This window comes from uncultured Lamprocystis sp. (assembly GCF_903933125.1).
GTDB lineage: Bacteria > Pseudomonadota > Gammaproteobacteria > Chromatiales > Chromatiaceae > Thiodictyon.
The window spans coordinates 1-17,684 of record NZ_CAIZIZ010000371.1 but is presented as its reverse complement, the minus strand read 5'-3'; the positions used below and the strand labels follow the sequence as shown (position 1 = coordinate 17,684).

Genomic DNA, 17,684 nt, shown 5'->3' with positions numbered 1-17,684 from the left:
TGGTGCGCCGCACCAGTTGGGCGGCGGCGAATTTCGTCAACTCAACCGCAGACCCGGACGCCCTCGTTATTTCCCGCCAGGATTGGCAACGCGTGCTGAATCAACTGGCCTCGACTCCCTGAAATGGCCAAAGTCGAGGTAAGGTTCAGATGCCTAAATTGCCCACGCCCTTCTGGGATGGCGACCCGGTACAAGCCGAGCATTGGCTGACGACGGACCCAGTGATCGCAAAGTTGCGCCGGGACGGCGCCTGGACGGACATCAATGATCGGATCGCTGCCTTCAGCCATTACTTCCGGGCGGTCGAGCATTCGGCCCAGATCGACGGTGGCCTGTTGACCCGCCGCGAGGGCGAGTTCAAGGAGGGAAAGATCAACCTGTTGAGTTGCTCGACTACGATGGAGATGGGCGTGGACATCGGCGGTCTATCCGCGGTCGCCATGAACAATGTCCCACCCCATCCCGCCAACTTCCTGCAGCGCGCAGGCCGTGCCGGGCGCCGCGGTGAGACGGCCGCGCTGAGCTTCACGCTTTGCAAGAACACGCCCCAGGGCGAGGCCGTTTTCCGCAATCCGTTGTGGCCATTTGAGACGGCATTGGCAGTGCCACAGGTGGCGTTGCAGAGCGGGCGTATCGTGCAGCGGCACATCAACGCGCTGGCCCTAACCGATTTCCTATTCGGGGAGACCAGCGACGGACCCTTCCGATTGACCGCCGGTTGGTTTTTTGAACGGCAGGACGGCGATGGTCACTCATCGCCCTCAACGCGATTCCAAGACTGGTGCCGCCAAACCAACACCATCGACGCAATGAAGGCGCCGCTGCAACGCTTGTGCCGCCGGTCATCCCTGTCCGGGATCCCCGCCGAGCGGCTGCTGGCACAGGCCGGGGCCGCGCTGGAGACTGTGGAGGTCAGCTGGCGCGATGAACTCGATGCACTGCTTGCCAACCTGGAGGTGTTGAACACCCGCGAGGGCAACAGCAAGCCGGAGCGCGCCATCGGCTTCCAATTGAAACGCCTTCGCGAGGAATATCTACTGGGCGAGTTGGCAACCCGGGGTTTCCTTCCGGGCTACGGCTTCCCGACCGGGGTGGTTACCCTCCAAACGAGCACCGTCGAGACCCTGAATGCAAGGCGCGATCAGCGTGAAGACAACCGCGGTCAAAGCCGCGGCGAGCCGTCGCGCGAGTTGGCCATCGCGATTCGCGACTATGCGCCAGGCACGGATACGGCCCTGGACGGACGCGTCTATCGCAGTGGTGGGGTCTCGCTCAACTGGCACCTACCGGCCCAACTCAATGCCGGGACCGAGGTTCAGTCTCTGCGCTGGGTTTGGCGCTGCTCGGCCTGTGGCGGCAGCGGCACCAGACCGACCCGTCCAGAGCGTTGCCCCCAGTGCAATGAGCGTCATTCATCGAAGCTCACGCGACTGGAATACCTGCAACCAGCCGGTTTTGCCGTCGATATCCGCTGGCAGCCGCACAACAATGTCAGCATTCAGCAATACATCCCGGTGCGTGATCCTCTGATTTCGTTGGAAGGTGCTGCCTGGATGGCGCTAACGTCCCCGGCTCTGGGGCGCTACCGATCTAGTGCCAACGGTCACATCTTCCAGCGAAGCGACGGTCTCCATAGCGAGGGCTATGCCCTGTGTCTGCGCTGTGGTCGGGCTGACTCGATGGGGCCGGGTGGCGATAGACCGCTTTCTTTGAAAGCCCACAAGCGCCTGCGCGGCGGCCGGAATAACGACCAGGAACTCCAATGTCCCGGTAACGCGGAGCCGGGTGTTATCAAAGAGGGGCTGCGGCTTGGTACCGTAGTCCATACGGATGTTTTCGAGTTGCAACTGCGTGTCCTGGATAGTGCGCAACCCATCGACGAGGTCAGTGCTTTCTCGATCGCCGTGGTCCTGCGGCGAGCCCTGTGCCAGCACATCGGCATCGAAGAAGACGAGATCGGCGTCAGTGTATCCCCAACCCGTGGGATGGCCGGGGAGCCTGCCCACTCGATCTACCTATTCGATACTGCCGGCGGCGGCGCTGGCTATGTCGGTCAAGCGATTTTGGAGCTACCTGCCCTGCTAACCGCTGCACGGCAACTGCTCGAATGCCACTGCGACAAGGCTTGTCAAATCTGTTTGCTGAGCAACGACACTCAGTATCACGTCGACCTGTTGGACCGCCTCGCCGCGGCTGCAGTATTAAGCGAGCGCTATCTGACAGCCCTTGCGCTACCTGATGATCTTCGCATCTTTGGCCCGGCCACCCGCTTGGAACTGGAGCCGCTCGACATGGCGCTGCGGCGCGAGATCCAGCATCAAGCGATCGACGAGGTACGAATCTATCTGAGCGGCGCGACAGATGATTGGGAACCCTTGGCTTGGCCGTTGCGTGAGGATCTGCTTCGTTGGGCCAACGCTGGAATAATTATTCGCCTTATCGCCTCGCGCACCCTGTTGAGCGCGTTGCCCTCGACTCAGGCCGATGAGATCGCGGCACTCGCCAGTGTTATAGGGGCGAAGTTCCACATCTCGAATGGTCCGCCCTCGCCTTTCACCGGGACATCATCCACACTGCCGCTGATCGCCGAGGTATCGGGCACGAATCATTCGGTCTGCTGGGCTGCCAGCAACCCGACTGCACTTTCGCCCCGTCCCGGCTGGGGGAGCGGAGCGAATCAGACACGTTTCGTCAGCGTGGTGCGGCATAGCCAATTAGCTCCGCTCCCTGCTGCCTGGGGCGAAGTGCCACCAGGAGAGTTGCGTCGTCCAGTCGCCGGACTTTGCGAACTGCGCATCTTGACTGAGCTGGATGGCCCGTCCGTCGACTTCGGTACCCGTGCTTGGCAGTTGATCAGTCAGCAGGATAGAACGCTGCTCGAGCGTCTCCAAGGAACCGAATCCATTACTCGGGTCATCTATACCGATCGGTACCTGAAATCCCCATTGGCAATTCTCCTACTGCACAGTTTCCTGGCTGCACTTCGTGGTTACCCAGGTGGAGTCGCCCCCGACACACGCATCACGATTACGACAGAAAAGCTGAGCCGAAGCGATACCCGCGAGCCCTATCAGCTTTTCCACGACTGGCGGGATGCACAGGTCCGAGCCGAAGTGATTGAAGGTCGGTTTACCGATCTCGGGTGTTTTGAGTTTCTGGAGGAGCACAAGTCATCACTGCCGCACGCTCGAGAGCTAAGTCTCGAATGGCCCAACGGTCGAAACTGGACGATGCGATTGGATCAGGGATTTGGATACTGGCGACTGAGTCGAGGAGAACGCGGGCAGTTCCCATTTGCACAGGGATCGCCACAGCAGCTTTCAAGATTACGCTCCGTTAATTCAGAAATTGAAGGAAACGGGGGGTGCTATCCGACCTACTGGTACTGTGAGAGTGCTACGATTTAGGCGCCGTGAGCTTGAGCGCCCCGGCGGTCATCACCAGACGACACGCGAAGGTGAAGACCGGGCGGGCGAAGGCCCCGCGGTGATTGGCGCCGGGGATCATCTGCACGGGGTAGCCCGAGGAAGACCTCCGCGCTATTGCCGCAACGGGCGATGTTTGCCAACAACTCAAGCGGGATGCGCTCGACCGGGAGGCTGATCTCGACCCGCCGCTGCTCGGTGGGCCACCAGGGCTCCGCAATGGTCAGCCGACTGCGCACCTGATCCGAACGCAGTCCGGACGGGTGGGCGCGCAGGATCGCCACTGTCTGTGCCTTGGCTGCGTCCGTGGCCCCCGCGTTGTGTCCTGTCATCGCGGGCCTACCACCCTCGCGCAACGCCGAAGGAATCGAACAGGGTCTCGTTACTGACCAGGATCAGTCCCTCGATCTGCGCCTGGGCAATCAGCATCCGGTCAAATGGGTCGCGGTGTACACCGGGCATCAGGCCGGCCCGGCGGGCGTGCTCGAGGCTGACCGGAAGATGGAAAAAGTCTTGGGAATCGAGGATGTCGAGAAGGTGTTCGATGACGTGAATGGCCCCAGCCAGCTTGCCGATGCGCACCTTGGTGGCGATCTCCCAGGCCGAAGCAGCGCTGACCAGAACGACGGTGTGCTGATCCCCGATGGCTTCGCGCGCCGGCAACGACAGGTGCTCATCGCCGTCCAGCCACCACAGCAGGGCGTGGGTAGTAGTCGCATCCCGCTCATTCCCAGGCGCGCAGCTCATCGTCCGGCAGCGGCTCGAAGAATCGGTCATCCACCTGCGCCTTTCCCCGCAGTGCGCCGAAGCGCCGACCGCTTGGCTGTTGCTCAATCGGGGTCAGCCGCACCAACGGTCGGCCGGCCTTGGCGATGACGATCTCCTCTCCGCGACAGGCCCGGGCGATGATCTTGGAAAGTTGAGTCTTCGCCTCATGGATGTTGACCTGGAGGACCATCGCCGCGCCTTCATTAGCTAAGTTGTAATGGTCAAGTCTAGTCTGCGGGGACACAAGACCGCAAGGCGCTCGCCTTCCCAAACGTTCACCTTGCCGAAGCGGCGGCCAGCCGGCGCTGCGAAACCCATCATTTGCGCTGAACAGCCGTCCCAGTCAGATTATTCTAGGCTGGCCCAATTAGCCTGCGTGAGAATTATCCTGAGTCGACCCCCGAGACAGAGCACGCACTAACGGCCAACCATATCAGTGCACTAGAGTCATGCCCGCAGGATACAGTATTCCGATCGGGTCAATCTGTGATCTGGGCTGGGTGACCTCCTTGACGGCACCGTTCCCATGAGCTTAGCAGCTCAGCCCGGTGGCGCTCGATCCAAGGGCGCACCTCGCTATCCCAGCGCGGAGAACCTTCCATGCGTTCGAATACGTCGATCCGGTATTTTGCCAACGTTCCCTTGCGTCCCTCTTTTATGATATCGGGATCGACAAGATGGACGTGCGGATATCCGTGGTCATTCGGATACATTAGGAGCGGATAGCCGGAAATACTGGAGATTACGTTGTTGCCGACCAAGACTCGACCCCAGTCCTCCAGCTCCTGCCGCCAATGGCGAACATGATCAGAAGTCCCAAGATTCCTGATAGCGCATTGGTGCTCGTCTAACCCATCGACGCCGAGGCAATGCTCTGTAGCGGCAACTTGCGGGGCAAGCCATGGCGAATCCGGCACTGGGAAGCTAAATGCCCAACTTCCGGCCAAGTGGGCATGCGTCAAACCGTCGGCTTTCTTGTTTTCAAAACTGACCTCGCAATCCTGTGTCGACGCCGCTACGTTCCTCACCCGCGACAACAGCCATTTGAAGTTGTCATTTCCAATCCACTGCTTTATCCACTGAGAAAGCGGCTTTGTTCCGGCAAGGCCATGCCAGTGACCGGCTATGAAGACGACATCGATCTCAATTTTCCGGCCCGAAACCTCTCTCACACAGTTGAATAACGTCATCGCCCGCGCCTGCCATTCCGCTCCGGGCGTGTTGTCCGGCACTACGCAGGGGGACGACAGCTCATTGAAATAGATTGGCAGTGGCCGCATTCCTGACTAATCCAGTAAAGCGTCCAGGCTTTTCTCCCACTGGTCGAAGAAACCCTCCGGCCAGTTGCTCAGTTGGCCGTTTGGCAGGACAGACGGCAGTTCAACGTAACAATCTCCAGTCGATACATCTCTGGTGAAATAACAGAGTCGTACATCTTGGGCTGTAATCAACCCGCGTTTGACCGTTAACCGGATACCGTTCAGCACATGATCGCTATGCGTCTCTACAATAATCTGAACGCCGTCCGCGGCGCAGCGGGCCAACAGTTCCCCAAGCTTTGCCTGCCCCTGCGGATGCAGATGTGCTTCTGGATTCTCGATAAGTAACAACGCGCCTGGCGGCGCAGCCAGACATGCAACGAGAATCGGCAAGCTATAGGTCAGGCCAAATCCTACGTGGGTTGGCCGATAATAGCTTGAATCCAGTCCGTTCGCTTGTCCGACATACTGAAACTGAAGTATCACCTCGTCCGTGCGCTTGAGTGCCTCTGCGCGTGACCGTGCGCCCGGACTGATCTGTTGAAGCCAGCCATTGACCTGATCGAGCAATCGATGGGTTGGGGCGATCTTCGCCCAGGTGGCCGCATCCAATGCAACGCTATCGGCAGAGCAGCGTCGCCGCTCCGAGACGACCTGGTCACCATTTCGGGCGAGGAAGTCTGCTGTGAACTCGCCGTGACTGCCCAACATCCCAATGCTCCGCGCTTGTTGGTCTGCTTGGGGATACAGAGTGCGAGGGACAATGCGGTCGGCTTGAAGGTATTGGAAATGCTCGGTGACGGCAAAGCCTCGTGCAGTGGTCGGTGAATCGATGAGCTCAAGCTCGCTGGCGTCGGGCTCCTTGCCAGGGACCCTGTATGTCCACCGTTGCACGCCACCAGTATCAAGAGTCTCCACTGTGACCGTTTCCTCCTTCGCCCCTTCGCTCAAGACATCGATCCCCTGACCGAGCGCGACCAAGGGGCCACCGAGTCGCATCCCGGTGGAACAGCCAAGCGTATACGATTGGCGAATGGCCGCAAGTGCCTGTAAGACCGTACTCTTACCAGAGCCGTTCAGGCCGGCGAGCAGAGTCAAGGACCCGAGCGGTAGATCAAGATCGCGAGCGGCCTTGAAATTACCTAAACGAATGCGCTCAAGCACGGAGTACCTCGTCAAAAATCGAGTGTATGACTTCTAACCGTTTGTTGGATGCTGAGCCTTTGCCGGTTGCGTAGAGTAAGGCGCTGGCAAAATCCCTGTCGTTCTCGTCGGCAAATCGTCGCGCAAATGCCTCGGCAACTTGATGCGATGCCAGCACAAGGCGCGCAATCTCGGATTCGGGCCTCTGGGCCACGGCAACCGACTCCGCTTCAAAGAGACCGCGGTTGATCGGGCTTCTCGCGTGGTCCTGACCCGAATACTTACGAAAAGCAATTCGACCAAAGACGCGGGGCGCAGCCTGCATGGCACGTTCAAAAGCGCACTCAAGAGCCTGCCATCTCCGGTCGTCCCAACCCGCCGAACGCTCCTCGACAAATCGGTTAAGGAAATCATCGAGGTTTTCGTCCGAACCGCGCTTTTCGCCGGGCGGCAGGGAGAATAATGCGGCGAAGCGCAGAACGAGCTCGTGATCCTCCAGTCGCTCACCCTTGATCTTACCCTCAGTGGCCGAGCGAAATGCCTGGCTGGCCGCCATGCGCCGAACATGCTCACGCCATTTTCCGGGATAAATCGCATTGCGGATCTCTTGGGCATTGAGAGGTAGGCCGCCCTGATTGATCCGGGAGAAGATGTTGAACTTAACATTGGTCGGCGTACCTGCGCGGATGACGTGAAGCGTAAGTTCCGTCTCCATGATGCGGCGTTGCAGGGGCCTTGGTAATTCCAGAAATGGTTTGCTTTTTAACTCATTGAGAGATTGCATGTCGTCAGCGAGCCGGAGCGGATCCAATTTCGATCCCAGTGCCTTGTTCAGGCTGCTCACTTCCACAAAATGGGCGATAGCGCACATACGCTGTAACCCATCGACGACCTGATAATTGCCATCCTTATCTTCCGAAACATAGAGTGACGGGATGGGAATACGTAGTAGCATCGACTCGATCAAGCCGCTCTTGCGCTTATCGTTCCATAGATTCGCACGACGTTGAAAATCCGGCGAAAGATCCAACTCGCCGTGCTTTAGTCGCGCCACTAGGGAGTCAACTGTCCGCTGGTTCGTTGTCACGTCGATCAGCTTTGGATCAAAGGGCGCACGAATATCACCCGAGTCAACCTGGGGCTCCGCCTCGAGACCGCTGCCGGTGCTGTCGGACGCGAGCTCCTCCAGGGGGGCGGAGTCCTCATCGTCGGCCGATGCTGCGTTTTCAGTATTTGCGACGGTCATCTTGCCTCGCGCATGATCCAGCCGACGGGTCTCGGCATTATGAGGGGGCCGCGGTTTCTGGTCATCAAGGGTTTGAGCGGACCCAGGGGTGGGTGTCACTGGAGTCGCGCATCAGAACGGCGATGGCGTGTAGTCGATGGCGATCGGCCATGAACCGGGGATCGGCATTCAGGCGGCGAGCGGCCAGTCTGGAGAAGCTTGGGGGCGAGGAATATCGCTCATCTGCGGCGCAATCGGGCGCCCACATTCGCGACACTGTACAGGCGCTGAGGGGCCTTGGTCATAAACCCGGCCGCCGCGCGATCTGCACGGTCGTCGGTCCGCACAGCGGACCCTACGGTTCTCCTGACGCGGGTGGAACATTCGCCAAACTGTTGAATCGCGGCCGATGCGGTTCGTGCCTCACCGCATCCTACAACACCGGCCATCCCTGGCCGGTGTCGATCAGGCGAAGATCAGGCAGGAATCAGAACTGTTCTTCTTCCGTGGACCCATGCAGTGCGGTGACCGAGGAGTGGCCGCCCTGGATGACGGTGGTGATGTCGTCGAAGTAGCCGACACCCACTTCCTGCTGGTGGGAGACGAAGGTGTAGCCGCGCTCGCGGGCGACGAACTCGCGCTCCTGAACCTTTTCAACGTAGTGCTTCATGCCCTGGCCGCGGGCGTAGTCGTACGCCAGGTCGAACATGTTGTACCACATATTGTGGATACCGGCCAGCGTAATGAACTGGTACTTGTAGCCCATGTCCGACAGTTCGTCCTGGAACTTGGCAATGGTCGCGTCGTCCAGGTTCTTTTTCCAGTTGAACGAGGGCGAACAGTTGTAGGCCAACAACTTATTGGGGCTGCTGCCCAGCACGGCCTGGGCGAACTCGCGGGCGAAGCCCAAATCCGGCGTACCGGTCTCGCACCACACCAGGTCGGCATAGGGGGCGTAGGCGACACCGCGGCTGATGGCCTGCTCCAGGCCGTTCTTGACCACATAGAAGCCCTCGGGGGTCCGCTCGCCGGTCAGGAACGCCTTATCGTTCGGATCGACATCATTGGTCAGGAGGTTGGCGGCCTCGGCATCGGTACGCGCCAGGAGCAGGGTGGGCACACCCATCACGTCGGACGCCAGACGGGCGGCAATCAGCTTCTCGACCGCTTCACGGGTCGGCACCAGCACCTTGCCGCCCATGTGACCGCACTTCTTCACCGCGGCGAGTTGATCCTCGAAGTGCACCCCGGCGGCACCGGCGACGATCATGTTCTTCATCAACTCGAAGGCGTTGAGCACGCCGCCGAAACCGGCCTCGGCGTCCGCCACGATCGGCAGGAAGTAATCGATGTAGTCCGCATCACCGGGGCCGATGCCGCGCGACCACTGGATCTCGTCGGCGCGCTTGAAGGTGTTGTTGATACGCCGCACCATGGTCGGCACCGAGTCGTAGGCGTAGAGCGACTGGTCCGGGTACATGGTCTCGGAGGTGTTGCCGTCAGCGGCAACCTGCCAGCCGGACAGATAGATGGCCTCGACGCCGGCTTTGGCCTGCTGCATGGCCTGACCGGCCGTGATGGCGCCCATACAGTTCACGTAGCCCTTCTTGGCCCCGCCGCGCACCAGATTCCAAAGCTGCTCGGCACCGCGCCGGGCCAGCGTGTGCTCGGGCTGCACACTGCCGCGCAGACGGACCACATCGGCGGCGGTGTAGCCGCGCTTTACATCCGTCCAGCGGACATTTTCGGCCCAGTCTTTTTCAATCGCTTTGATCTGTTGGTCGCGGGTCATCGCTCGATCTCCTCGTAGTGATAAAAAAAAAGCCGCTGTCTTGCCCGCCCGTCGTGTCCTCCGAACGCGCCCCCGTCGCAACGGGAATCGGCGCGGGCCCCGCGGTGATTCGCCGACCAAATATATCGGTCTTAACCCTGCAAGTTAACGACGCGTTACGCCTTTGACTAAGCATTTCTACCAATGTTCTGTATTAGCTTTACAGTGAGCGTCCTGCACGCAGGACAAAGCGGGTTCCAAAGGGCAGCATGCGCCGCCATATTGACCGCCAGCAGAACCGTCAACCTCTTCCCGATTGTCGATCAGGACTGGCCCCATGAACACGAACCCAGAGTCCTTCCGCAACGCCGCCATGGCCCACGGACTCTCCGAGGCCGAACTGGAGCCCGACCCGCTGCGTCAGTTCCAGCGCTGGTTCGCGGAGGCCATCGCCCAAGACCTCCCGGAGCCCAATGCGATGAGCCTGGCGACCGTCGACGCCGCTGGTCAGCCATCGCTGCGCACCGTGCTCCTGAAGCTCTATGACCACCAGGGATTCGTCTTTTTCACCAACTATGAGAGCCGCAAGTCCAAGGAGATCGAGACCAACCCGCGCGTGGCGCTGCTCCTGCCCTGGGTCGCCTTGGCGCGTCAAGTGAAGATCGTCGGCCGGGCGCACCGCATCTCCGCGGCGGAATCCTTCAAATATTTCGCCACCCGTCCGCGCGGCAGTCAGATCGGTGCCTGGGCCTCACCCCAAAGTCAGGTGATTACCTCGCGCTCACTCCTGGAGCAGAAGGTCGCGGAAATGCAGCGGCGCTTCGCTGACGGGGAGATACCGCTGCCGGACTATTGGGGAGGTTATCGCGTCGAGCCGACGGAAATCGAGTTCTGGCAGGGCCGCGCCAGCCGGCTGCATGACCGCTTCCGTTACCGCCGTGCAGTTGCCGAGGAGTGGGTGGTCGAGCGGCTGGCACCCTAAGACGAAAAGCTACAGATCCCGCAGCCCCAGTACGTCCTGCATATCGTAGAACCCACGCCCGCGCGTACCGATCCAGCGCGCCGCCCGCGCCGCGCCCTTGGCGAAGTTCATGCGGCTCGATGCCTTGTGAGCAATCTCGATCCGCTCGCCGTCGGCGACGAACCAGACGCTATGCTCGCCCACCACGTCGCCGGCGCGGATGGTCTCAAACCCGATCGTGCGCCGCTCACGCGCGCCGGTGTGGCCTTGGCGCCCATAGACGGCGACGTCCTTGAGGTCCCGCCCCAGGGCCGCGGCCACCACCTCGCCCATGCGCAGCGCGGTCCCGGAGGGAGCGTCCACCTTGTGGCGGTGATGCGCCTCGATAATCTCGATATCCACCTCATCACCGAGCACGCGGGCGGCGATGTCGAGCAGCTTGAAACAGAGGTTGACGCCCACGCTCATATTGGGCGCAAAAACGATGCCGATCTGCTCCCCGGCCGCGGTCACCGCGGCACGCTGAGCAGCGTCGAGCCCGGTGGTACCGATCACCATAAACTTACCGGCCGCGCGACACAGTGCCAGGTGCGTCATGGTCGCGGACGGTGCGGTGAAATCAATCAGCACGTCGAACGCATCCGTCGCGGCAGCAAGATCCGGGACCAAACCGACGCCGAGCCGCCCGACCCCGGCCAGTTCACCCGCATCCGCCCCGATCAGGCTGGAACCCGGCTGCTCGCTCGCCGCCCCCAGCACCAAGCCGTCGGACTCGATCACCGCCTGCACCAGGATGCGCCCCATCCGACCGCCGGCGCCGGTAATCGCGACTCTGATCTCGTTCATAAACTCACTTTTTCGCGGTGCATCCGCTTCTTCAAGGGGTTATCAAGGGAGTTGATGGCGCTGCGCCGCGCGCTGCCGACAGCTGAGCGGCGGTGCCAGGTTCAACCGGACAACGGCGACCTTAGCATTTCCCTTTCACAGGGTCGAGCGACGACGAACGCCGCCCCCTGACAGCGAAAGTCCGCGTCTTGTGCTAGCTTTGTCACGGACCGCAACAACCAACCGCAACAACACCAGTGGAGGACATCATGGGACTCTTTGATTTCGTGAAAGACGTGGGCAAGAAAGTCTTCGGCAACGAGGCCGAGGCGAGCGACAAGATCCGCCAGGAGATCGAGCAGGACAACCCTGGGATCAAGGGTCTGACTGTAACCTACGACAAGGGCGTCGTCTCGCTCGCCGGGGAGGCGGCGAGCCCGGAAGCGCTGGAGAAGGCGGTCCTCATGGCGGGCAACGTCAAGGGCGTCGAGTCGATCAACGTCGACGGACTCACCGCCCCGCCCCAAACCGCCGAAGTTGAGTTTTATGTCATCGCGAAGGGTGACTCGCTCTCGGCCGTCGCCAAACGCTTCTACGGCGACGCCAACGCGTACCCGCGCGTTTTCGAGGCCAACCGCGAAGTCATCAAGGACGCGAACCTGATCTACCCAGGGCAGAAGATCCGCATCCCGAAGGCGACCGCTTAGACGATTGCCGCAACGGCGTCACTCGGCGCTCCGCGGCGGGTCAGCATCTGGTCTGACCGGCCGCGGACGGCGCCAGCACATGAGACGCGACCCGCCGAACCCACGGCGATCGAGCAGGAGCCGGATCAATCCGACGCGGGTGGAAGTCACGGCCGCGCACCCCATATCCAGGCCGATTCAAGGGTTTGACGACCGGACCGCCCGGCAAGCACCTTTAATCGGCTCTGACGATCGATATGATACTTATAATCCATTTTTCAGATCGATCTACGCTCTGTATCTTATCGCACATCGGCGGACACCCCGCCGCGATGACTCAGTGAGCCACGGCTCATCAACCTCAGGAGACCCGAAGAGATGTTTGAAGATCGTACCGGAAAGCGCGTCCCCGCGGTGACCTTCCATACCCGTCAGGGGACCGAATGGGTCGATGTGACGACCGATCAGGTATTCGCCGGCAAGACCGTGGTAGTTTTCTCGCTGCCGGGGGCCTACACCCCGACCTGCTCCTCGTCCCATGTGCCGCGCTACAACCAGTTGGTCCCCGCCTTCAAGGCCGCGGGCGTGGACACCGTGGTCTGTGTCTCGGTCAATGACACCTTTGTCATGAACGAGTGGCAAAAAGTCCAGCGCGCGGAGGCCCTGACCTTCCTCCCGGACGGCAACGGTGACTTCACCGGCGGCATGGGGCTGCTGGTCGACAAAAACGACCTTGGCTTCGGCAAGCGCTCCTGGCGTTACTCCATGCTGGTGCGCGACGGCGTGATCGAGAAGATGTTCATCGAGCCCGACCTGCCGGGTGACCCCTTCGAAGTCTCCGACGCGGATACCATGCTCGCCTACCTGGCGCCGAATGCCGCGAAGCCCCTGGACGTGACCGTGTTCAGCCGTAACGGCTGTCCGTTCTGCGCCAAGGCCAAGCAGGACCTGAAAGACGCCGGAATCGTCTATGAGGAGTTGGTGCTGAACCGCGATTACACGGACGAAACCCTGCGCGCGGTCGCCAAGGTCGCCAGCGTGCCCCAGGTCTTCATCAACGGGGAACACATCGGCGGCTCCGACAAGCTGGCCGAGTGGCTGGCCAAGCGCTAAACGCCCTTGATCGTAATCCCGGTCAGCGACGTGCGTAGTCAGGGCTTCCAGCCCTGACGGTGTCAGGCCAGGATGGCCTGACTACGCACCCGGCGAGCCCAAGTGACCGGAATCTTGAGAGTCTGCCGGGGCCGATCCCATCGAAAAACATCGCATACCGCGCAGGGTGCGCTTTTTTTCCGGTCGAGCTGGTCTCAAAACACGACCACGTCGGCGGTTATCCCCCGCTTTCACCAAAATATTCCCGGAGCATCACGACATGAGTCAACACTTCGATTTGATCGCTATCGGCGGCGGCAGCGGCGGCTTGGCGGTGGCTGAACGGGCTGCGCAACTCGGGCAGCGGGTCGCGCTGATCGACCCCAGCCGACTCGGCGGCACCTGCGTCAACCGCGGCTGCGTGCCCAAGAAGGTGATGTGGTACGCCGCTCACCTGGCGAGCGCCGTGCATGACGGCCCCGGCTTCGGCGTGCGAGCACAGGCCGATGGCTTCGACTGGCCGACCCTGGTCGCCGGGCGCAACCGCTACGTTAAGGGGATCAACGACTACTGGGAAGGCTATGTCACCCACGAGGGCATCACCCACATCACGGGTCTGGGCCGGCTGATCGATGCGCGCACCGTGGAAGTCGACGGCACCCGCTACACCGCCGACCACATCGTCATCTCGACCGGCAGCCGCCCCTTGGTCCCGCGGATGCCGGGGAATGAACTCGGCATCACCTCGGACGGATTTTTCGAACTGGAACAGCAGCCGCGCCGCGTCGCGGTGATCGGCGGCGGCTACATCGGTGTCGAACTGGCCGGCGTGCTGCGCGCACTTGGGTCCGAGGTGACCGTGGTGGCGCTGGAAGACCGGGTGTTATGGCTCTTCGACCCCATGGTTGGCGAAGCCTTGGCCGAGTCCATGCGCGCGGAAGGCATTCGCCTGAACCTCCAATTCGAGGTGGCTGGCCTTGAGCAGCACGCCGACGGACTCGCCCTGCGCCCGCGCACCGGCGAGCCGCTCACCGGCTTCGACACCATCATCTGGGCGGTGGGCCGCGCGCCGAACAGTGCCAATCTCGGACTGGACGCGGCGGGAGTCGAAGTCGCGCCCAATGGCCTCGTCAAGGTCGACGAATTCCAGAACACCAATGTGCCGGGCGTCTATGCCATCGGCGACGTGACCGGCCGCGAACCGCTGACCCCGGTGGCGGTGGCTGCCGGCCGCCGTCTGGCGCGGCGCCTGTTCGGCGGTGAGCAGAACCTCAAGCTCGATTATGCCAACGTGCCGACCGTGGTCTTCTCCCACCCGCCGGTCGGGCGTGTTGGACTCACCGAGCCGGAGGCACGCACGCTCTACGGCGACACGCTGACGGTCTATGAGACCAGCTTCACCCCGATGCGCTACGCGCTGAACGACCGGGGCCCGCGTACCGCGATGAAGCTGATCTGTACCGGTCCCGAAGAGCGGGTGGTCGGCATCCACCTGATCGGCGATGGCGTGGACGAGATGCTTCAGGGGTTTGCAGTCGCGCTAAAAATGGGCGCCACCAAGGCCGACCTGGATGACACGGTGGCGATCCACCCGACCAGCGCCGAGGAACTGGTCACGCTCAAGGTGCCGGTCAGGCGTCCGGGTGGGAAGACAGCCGTCGGCTGAAGCGGCAAGGGTCAGCGGCCGACGCGGACGATCCGGATCACCAGAGGAATCTGGCGCAGCCGCCGCATGATGCGCGCCAGATGGCGGCGACTGCGCACGGCAACCAGGAACTCCAGGGCGGTGGTCATGCCGTCCCGATCCTTCGACTGGACATTCTCGATGTTCGAGCCCTGTTCAGCGATGGCGGCGGCGACCATCGCCAGGGCGCCGCAGCGGTTGTTGATCTCGACCCGGATCTCGACCGGAAAGTCGCCGTCCGGCTCCGGCGCCCACTCGACCTGCAGCCGTTTGTCCCGCTTGGTCTCCAGGCTGCCGAGGTTACGGCATTCCTGGCGGTGGACCACAATGCCGCGCCCCGGGCTGAACAGGGCGGCGATGGGGTCCCCCGGGATCGGGCGGCAACAGCGCGCGAAGGTGACCACCATGCCCTCGGTGCCGCGGATCGCCAGCCGATGGGGGTGGAGATCGGCTCCAGGATCAAGCTCGGGCGCGGGCAACTCCCCAACACCGCCGGCCAGTCGGCGCGCGACCAACAGCGGCGAGCGGTTGCCCAGTCCGATATCCGCAAGCAGGGCCGCGACCTCCGGGAGGCCGGCATCCGCCAGGTAGACACTCAGGCGCCCCGAGTCGACCCGGTCGACCTCGGTTCCCAGACCGGCCAGCTCCGCGTTCAGCAGGCGCCGCCCCAAAGCCTCGGCCTCGAGTTGCTTGAGGTTCTTGAGGAAGCCGCGAATGCTCGCCCGCGCCTTACCGGAGACGACGAAGTTGAGCCAGGACGGGTTGGGCTTGGCCCCGGGCGCGGTGATGATTTCCACGGTCTGGCCGCTGCGCAGGGGGGTATTGAGCGCCGCCATCCGCCGGTCGATGCGCGCCGCCACGCAGGTGTTGCCGATATCCGAGTGGATGGCGTACGCGAAGTCCACGACCGTGGCCCCACGTTTGAGCGTAAGGATGCGCCCCTTGGGCGTGAAGACATAGACCTCGTCCGGGAACAGGTCGACTTTCACGTGCTCCAGGAACTCGACCGAGTTGCCGGCACTGCGCTGCATATCCAGCAGGTTCTGGAGCCACTCGTTGGCCAGCGCCAGGGCCGGCGCGGAACTCTGACCGCCACTTTTATACATCCAGTGCGCCGCGATCCCCGACTCGGCGCTACGCTGCATGGCCGCGGTGCGGATCTGGATCTCGATCGGCACACCCTGGGGACCGAACAGCACCGTGTGCAGCGATTGGTAGCCATTCGCCTTGGGGATCGCGATATAGTCCTTGAAGCGCCCCGGCACCGGCTTGTAGAGGTTATGGACCTGGCCCAGCACCCGGTAACAGGTATCGACCCGATCCACGGTCACCCGCAGGCCAAAGACATCCACCAGGTCGGAGAAGGACCGCCGTTTATCACGCATCTTGCGGTAGATGCTGTACAGGTTCTTACAGCGCCCGGTCACCTCGCCGGGGATGTCCTCCTGCTCGAGCCGCCGCTTGAGCGCCGCCTCGACCGTCCCCAGCAGCTCCGAACGTTCCCCGGCAGCCTTCTGCACCGCCCGCTCCAGCACCAGATGACGCCACGGCCAGTAGTGACTGAAGCCCAGTTCTTCCAACTCGACCCGGATACTGTTGATCCCGAGGCGGTTGGCGATGGGGGCAAAAATATCGAGCGTCTCACGGGAAATCCGCCGCCGCGCCTCGGACCGCATCACCCCCATGGTGCGCATGTTATGCAGGCGGTCAGCGAGCTTGATCAGGATCACCCGGATATCGCGGGTCATCGCCAGCAGCATCTTCTGCAGGCTGGCGGCCTGCGCCTCGGCACGGGACGCGAAATCGATCTGGGACAGCTTGCTGACCCCGTCGACCAGTTCCGCGATCTCGTCGTCGAAGACGGCGGCGAGGTCTTCCTTGGAGACCGGGGTGTCCTCAATGACGTCGTGCAACAGGGCGGCGATCAGGCACTTGTAGTCCATGCGCATCTCGCCCAGCGTGCGCGCCACCGCCAGCGGGTGGTAGATGTAAGGCTCCCCTGACTTACGTTTCTGACCCTCGTGGGCTTCGGCTCCAAACAGATAGGCGCGATAGACCTCGCTCACCTGCTCCGGCGGGAGATAAGGCTCCAGGTAAGCGCACAGGTCACTGATCAGATAGCGTGGTGGACCACTCAAGTCGGGCTCGCGTGTTCAGGCGACTGCCGGGAATCGCCTCAATCCTTATCGGTATCCAGTTCGCGCAGTTCGGCGGCGAGCTCCAACGCCAGCCGTTGCTCCAGCGCCGCCGCGCTCTCATCGATGTGCTTCTGCGCGGCCTGCACGAACTCGTTGGTGATATGGCCCTCGGCGATCTCGCGCAGCGCCATGACGGTGGGCTTGTCCTTCTGCCATGGCAGGGTCGGCTCGACCCCGTTGGCCAGTTGGCGCGCCCGCTTGGTAGCGAGCAGGACCAGGGAGAAACGGTTATCCACGTGATTGAGGCAATCCTCAACGGTAATTCGGGCCATGTGTCTCTTACTCCAAAAATAGGTTCGATATCAGGCAAACTTGACCAGTAGCCGACTTTTTCAGTTAGCTTAGCATAGACTGAACGGTCTTTAGTTTGCGGTTTTTCGTTCTTGGTTAATGCTTTTCAAGCATCGGGTTACGAAAAACGGGAAACGAAAAACCGACAACGACAGGGACCAGATCCCTGCCGACTCCAGGCTCACGCTCAAACCGGCGGGGCCTTGATCATAATTCCGGCCAGCTGACCCGTCATTGCGGCAGCCCGTCGCGGCCGTGGGCCGCTCCTCCGGTAGGAGCGGCCCCCGGCCGCGACGATGCCGGCTTGGATCTGGCCGGATTAATGATCAAGGCCGTGACACTGACCGATGTTTTCC

Annotated in this window: 15 protein-coding genes; 5 read left to right on the top strand and 10 right to left on the bottom strand. The window is 61.9% G+C overall.

What is annotated here, in order from left to right; all coding sequences use genetic code 11:
- Window positions 1-335: 335 nt before the first annotated feature.
- Window positions 336-3,407 carry a Zn-binding domain-containing protein gene (locus QZY03_RS19405; protein WP_295583811.1) on the top strand — a complete coding sequence of 1,024 codons (3,072 nt, stop codon included), beginning with the start codon at window positions 336-338 and terminating at the stop codon, window positions 3,405-3,407.
- Here the strand turns inward: QZY03_RS19405 and QZY03_RS19400 are convergent.
- The 7 genes from QZY03_RS19400 to aceA all read right to left on the bottom strand — a co-directional run bounded on the left by QZY03_RS19400 (window position 3,404) and on the right by aceA (window position 9,612).
- Window positions 3,404-3,757 (bottom strand): hypothetical protein, encoded by a 354-nt coding sequence (locus QZY03_RS19400; RefSeq protein WP_295583810.1) that lies wholly within the window; start codon window positions 3,755-3,757, stop codon window positions 3,404-3,406. The two genes, QZY03_RS19405 and QZY03_RS19400, sit on opposite strands and share 4 nt — an antisense overlap.
- A gap of 7 nt (window positions 3,758-3,764) precedes the next feature.
- The gene (locus QZY03_RS19395) at window positions 3,765-4,172 is read right to left on the bottom strand and encodes a type II toxin-antitoxin system VapC family toxin (RefSeq protein ID WP_295583809.1); all 408 of its coding nucleotides are present in this window, start codon (window positions 4,170-4,172) and stop codon (window positions 3,765-3,767) included.
- The gene (locus QZY03_RS19390; protein WP_295583808.1) at window positions 4,150-4,383 is read right to left on the bottom strand and encodes a type II toxin-antitoxin system Phd/YefM family antitoxin; all 234 of its coding nucleotides are present in this window, start codon (window positions 4,381-4,383) and stop codon (window positions 4,150-4,152) included. Before QZY03_RS19390 ends, QZY03_RS19395 begins: the two co-directional genes overlap by 23 nt.
- 289 nt (window positions 4,384-4,672) lie before the next feature.
- The gene (locus tag QZY03_RS19385; RefSeq protein WP_295583807.1) at window positions 4,673-5,473 is read right to left on the bottom strand and encodes a DUF4160 domain-containing protein; all 801 of its coding nucleotides are present in this window, start codon (window positions 5,471-5,473) and stop codon (window positions 4,673-4,675) included.
- Window positions 5,474-5,479: 6 nt separating this feature from the next.
- Window positions 5,480-6,616, bottom strand: coding sequence for a DUF3696 domain-containing protein (locus QZY03_RS19380; RefSeq protein WP_295583806.1), 1,137 nt, complete (start codon window positions 6,614-6,616; stop codon window positions 5,480-5,482).
- The gene (locus QZY03_RS19375; protein ID WP_295583805.1) at window positions 6,609-7,841 is read right to left on the bottom strand and encodes a DUF262 domain-containing protein; all 1,233 of its coding nucleotides are present in this window, start codon (window positions 7,839-7,841) and stop codon (window positions 6,609-6,611) included. The genes QZY03_RS19380 and QZY03_RS19375 overlap by 8 nt, the downstream gene beginning before the upstream one ends.
- 466 nt (window positions 7,842-8,307) lie before the next feature.
- On the bottom strand, window positions 8,308-9,612 hold the full coding sequence (gene aceA / locus QZY03_RS19370) for an isocitrate lyase (protein ID WP_295583804.1): 1,305 nt from the start codon (window positions 9,610-9,612) through the stop codon (window positions 8,308-8,310).
- A gap of 316 nt (window positions 9,613-9,928) precedes the next feature.
- On the opposite strand from aceA, the gene pdxH reads away from it, so the two are divergent.
- Window positions 9,929-10,573, top strand: coding sequence for a pyridoxamine 5'-phosphate oxidase (gene pdxH / locus QZY03_RS19365; protein WP_295583803.1), 645 nt, complete (start codon window positions 9,929-9,931; stop codon window positions 10,571-10,573).
- A 9-nt stretch (window positions 10,574-10,582) separates the two neighbouring features.
- On the opposite strand, the gene dapB is transcribed toward pdxH, so the two are convergent.
- On the bottom strand, window positions 10,583-11,398 hold the full coding sequence (dapB, locus tag QZY03_RS19360; RefSeq protein WP_295583802.1) for a 4-hydroxy-tetrahydrodipicolinate reductase: 816 nt from the start codon (window positions 11,396-11,398) through the stop codon (window positions 10,583-10,585).
- Window positions 11,399-11,646: 248 nt separating this feature from the next.
- Between dapB and lysM the strand changes: the two genes are divergently transcribed.
- The 3 genes from lysM to gorA all read left to right on the top strand — a co-directional run bounded on the left by lysM (window position 11,647) and on the right by gorA (window position 14,821).
- Window positions 11,647-12,084, top strand: a complete 438-nt coding sequence (gene lysM / locus QZY03_RS19355) for a peptidoglycan-binding protein LysM (RefSeq protein WP_295583801.1) — start codon at window positions 11,647-11,649, stop codon at window positions 12,082-12,084.
- A gap of 357 nt (window positions 12,085-12,441) precedes the next feature.
- Window positions 12,442-13,176, top strand: coding sequence for a glutathione peroxidase (locus QZY03_RS19350; protein ID WP_020507823.1), 735 nt, complete (start codon window positions 12,442-12,444; stop codon window positions 13,174-13,176).
- Between the two features lie 259 nt (window positions 13,177-13,435).
- Window positions 13,436-14,821: a glutathione-disulfide reductase gene (gene gorA, locus QZY03_RS19345; RefSeq protein ID WP_295583800.1), complete on the top strand. Its 1,386-nt coding sequence runs from the start codon at window positions 13,436-13,438 to the stop codon at window positions 14,819-14,821.
- 11 nt (window positions 14,822-14,832) lie between these two features.
- On the opposite strand, the gene QZY03_RS19340 is transcribed toward gorA, so the two are convergent.
- Together QZY03_RS19340 and rpoZ are read right to left on the bottom strand one after the other, a co-directional pair.
- Window positions 14,833-16,977: a RelA/SpoT family protein gene (locus QZY03_RS19340; RefSeq protein ID WP_295583799.1), complete on the bottom strand. Its 2,145-nt coding sequence runs from the start codon at window positions 16,975-16,977 to the stop codon at window positions 14,833-14,835.
- A gap of 38 nt (window positions 16,978-17,015) precedes the next feature.
- Window positions 17,016-17,309 carry a DNA-directed RNA polymerase subunit omega gene (gene rpoZ / locus QZY03_RS19335; RefSeq protein WP_295583798.1) on the bottom strand — a complete coding sequence of 98 codons (294 nt, stop codon included), beginning with the start codon at window positions 17,307-17,309 and terminating at the stop codon, window positions 17,016-17,018.
- Window positions 17,310-17,684 lie beyond the last annotated feature (375 nt).

Excerpts from the sequence above, each read along its gene's own strand:
- QZY03_RS19400 (WP_295583810.1), bottom strand. The coding sequence starts at position 3,757 with ATGACAGGACACAACGCGGGGGCCACGGACGCAGCCAAGGCACAGACA.
- QZY03_RS19395 (WP_295583809.1), bottom strand. The coding sequence starts at position 4,172 with ATGAGCTGCGCGCCTGGGAATGAGCGGGATGCGACTACTACCCACGCC.
- QZY03_RS19390 (WP_295583808.1), bottom strand. The coding sequence starts at position 4,383 with ATGGTCCTCCAGGTCAACATCCATGAGGCGAAGACTCAACTTTCCAAG.
- QZY03_RS19385 (WP_295583807.1), bottom strand. The coding sequence starts at position 5,473 with ATGCGGCCACTGCCAATCTATTTCAATGAGCTGTCGTCCCCCTGCGTA.
- QZY03_RS19375 (WP_295583805.1), bottom strand. The coding sequence starts at position 7,841 with ATGACCGTCGCAAATACTGAAAACGCAGCATCGGCCGACGATGAGGAC.
- aceA (WP_295583804.1), bottom strand. The coding sequence starts at position 9,612 with ATGACCCGCGACCAACAGATCAAAGCGATTGAAAAAGACTGGGCCGAA.
- pdxH (WP_295583803.1), top strand. The coding sequence starts at position 9,929 with ATGAACACGAACCCAGAGTCCTTCCGCAACGCCGCCATGGCCCACGGA.
- dapB (WP_295583802.1), bottom strand. The coding sequence starts at position 11,398 with ATGAACGAGATCAGAGTCGCGATTACCGGCGCCGGCGGTCGGATGGGG.
- lysM (WP_295583801.1), top strand. The coding sequence starts at position 11,647 with ATGGGACTCTTTGATTTCGTGAAAGACGTGGGCAAGAAAGTCTTCGGC.
- QZY03_RS19350 (WP_020507823.1), top strand. The coding sequence starts at position 12,442 with ATGTTTGAAGATCGTACCGGAAAGCGCGTCCCCGCGGTGACCTTCCAT.
- gorA (WP_295583800.1), top strand. The coding sequence starts at position 13,436 with ATGAGTCAACACTTCGATTTGATCGCTATCGGCGGCGGCAGCGGCGGC.
- rpoZ (WP_295583798.1), bottom strand. The coding sequence starts at position 17,309 with ATGGCCCGAATTACCGTTGAGGATTGCCTCAATCACGTGGATAACCGT.